This window comes from Staphylococcus sp. HMSC077D08 (genome assembly GCF_001837945.1).
In the GTDB taxonomy this organism is placed as follows: domain Bacteria; phylum Bacillota; class Bacilli; order Staphylococcales; family Staphylococcaceae; genus Staphylococcus; species Staphylococcus epidermidis.
Window position 1 is genome coordinate 1 of the sequence record NZ_KV834814.1, and the last position, 281, is coordinate 281.

Here is a 281-nt window from a genome sequence, read left to right on the forward strand (position 1 = left end):
TGATATAATATACAGGTCGCCTATCTCTCAGGTGTCAATTTAGACGTAGAGAGGAGGTGTAATTATGCTTGATAACTTTGTTCACATCATGACCACAGCAGCGAGTGGTTGTATCGTCGCATTATTTGCGCATTGGCTACGTAATCGCAACGATAAGAAAAAATAGGCGACTATAGCCACACCTAAAAATCCCCTCACTACTTCCGATAGTGAGGGGATTGGTGTATTATGCTTAATAACTTTGTTAATTAGATTATAACACTGGTTAGTAGAGGAATGCA

The 281-nt window shown here is 39.5% G+C and carries 1 protein-coding gene; it reads left to right on the forward strand.

From position 1 onward, the window contains the following. The first annotated feature begins 64 nt into the window (after positions 1–64). Positions 65–166: a type I toxin-antitoxin system Fst family toxin gene (locus HMPREF2663_RS12450; RefSeq protein WP_002497230.1), complete on the forward strand. Its 102-nt coding sequence runs from the start codon at positions 65–67 to the stop codon at positions 164–166. Positions 167–281 lie beyond the last annotated feature (115 nt).

What these genes read in the sequence shown, in the direction of transcription:
- HMPREF2663_RS12450 (WP_002497230.1), top strand. Translation starts at nt 65, where the DNA reads ATGCTTGATAACTTTGTTCACATCATGACCACAGCAGCGAGTGGTTGT.